Origin of the sequence: Kerstersia similis (genome assembly GCF_965139615.1) — a bacterium.
GTDB classification, from domain to species: domain Bacteria; phylum Pseudomonadota; class Gammaproteobacteria; order Burkholderiales; family Burkholderiaceae_B; genus Kerstersia; species Kerstersia similis.
Window position 1 is genome coordinate 1 of sequence record NZ_CBCSIQ010000048.1, and the last position, 1,795, is coordinate 1,795.

Genomic DNA, 1,795 nt, shown 5'->3' on the forward strand with positions numbered 1-1,795 from the left:
ATATGTAAAAAACAGAGATTAAACTGAAGAGTTTGATCCTGGCTCAGATTGAACGCTAGCGGGATGCTTTACACATGCAAGTCGAACGGCAGCACGAGGAGCTTGCTCCTTGGTGGCGAGTGGCGAACGGGTGAGTAATATATCGGAACATGCCCAGTAGCGGGGGATAACTACTCGAAAGAGTGGCTAATACCGCATACGTCCTACGGGAGAAAGCAGGGGACCTTCGGGCCTTGCACTATTGGAGTGGCCGATATCGGATTAGCTAGTTGGTGGGGTAAAGGCCTACCAAGGCGACGATCCGTAGCTGGTTTGAGAGGACGACCAGCCACACTGGGACTGAGACACGGCCCAGACTCCTACGGGAGGCAGCAGTGGGGAATTTTGGACAATGGGGGAAACCCTGATCCAGCCATCCCGCGTGTGCGATGAAGGCCTTCGGGTTGTAAAGCACTTTTGTCAGGAAAGAAATCGCTCGGGATAATACCCCGAGTGGATGACGGTACCTGAAGAATAAGCACCGGCTAACTACGTGCCAGCAGCCGCGGTAATACGTAGGGTGCAAGCGTTAATCGGAATTACTGGGCGTAAAGCGTGCGCAGGCGGTTCGGAAAGAAAGATGTGAAATCCCAGGGCTTAACCTTGGAACTGCATTTTTAACTACCGAGCTAGAGTGTGTCAGAGGGGGGTGGAATTCCGCGTGTAGCAGTGAAATGCGTAGATATGCGGAGGAACACCGATGGCGAAGGCAGCCCCCTGGGATAACACTGACGCTCATGCACGAAAGCGTGGGGAGCAAACAGGATTAGATACCCTGGTAGTCCACGCCCTAAACGATGTCAACTAGCTGTTGGGACCTTCGGGTCTTAGTAGCGCAGCTAACGCGTGAAGTTGACCGCCTGGGGAGTACGGTCGCAAGATTAAAACTCAAAGGAATTGACGGGGACCCGCACAAGCGGTGGATGATGTGGATTAATTCGATGCAACGCGAAAAACCTTACCTACCCTTGACATGTCTGGAATCCCGAAGAGATTTGGGAGTGCTCGCAAGAGAACCGGAACACAGGTGCTGCATGGCTGTCGTCAGCTCGTGTCGTGAGATGTTGGGTTAAGTCCCGCAACGAGCGCAACCCTTGTCATTAGTTGCTACGAAAGGGCACTCTAATGAGACTGCCGGTGACAAACCGGAGGAAGGTGGGGATGACGTCAAGTCCTCATGGCCCTTATGGGTAGGGCTTCACACGTCATACAATGGTCGGGACAGAGGGTTGCCAAACCGCGAGGTGGAGCTAATCTCAGAAACCCGATCGTAGTCCGGATTGTAGTCTGCAACTCGACTACATGAAGTCGGAATCGCTAGTAATCGCGGATCAGAATGTCGCGGTGAATACGTTCCCGGGTCTTGTACACACCGCCCGTCACACCATGGGAGTGGGTTCTACCAGAAGTAGTTAGCCTAACCGCAAGGAGGGCGATTACCACGGTAGGATTCATGACTGGGGTGAAGTCGTAACAAGGTAGCCGTATCGGAAGGTGCGGCTGGATCACCTCCTTTAAGAGCATAAGTACACGAAGCGAAAGCGTCCACGCTTATCGGTTGTTGTTTAGGATGAGTCGGTAGCAGGAGAGGAATGGGAAGTCACCTTCCTGATTCTGCTCCGGTGCAGACTCTAAGGTTTAGGGTCTGTAGCTCAGTCGGTTAGAGCACCGTCTTGATAAGGCGGGGGTCGTTGGTTCGAATCCAACCAGACCCACCAACGGTTTTGCAGTATGAAGATGCTGTNGNGATTAGCTC

1 tRNA gene and 1 rRNA gene are annotated in these 1,795 nt (G+C 53.0%); both read left to right on the plus strand.

Annotated features, from left to right (window positions below):
* Positions 1-20: 20 nt before the first annotated feature.
* Positions 21-1,555: ribosomal RNA gene (locus ACNA1V_RS17290) — 16S ribosomal RNA — on the plus strand.
* Between the two features lie 125 nt (positions 1,556-1,680).
* A tRNA-Ile gene (locus tag ACNA1V_RS17295) sits at positions 1,681-1,757 on the plus strand.
* Positions 1,758-1,795: the final 38 nt, after the last annotated feature.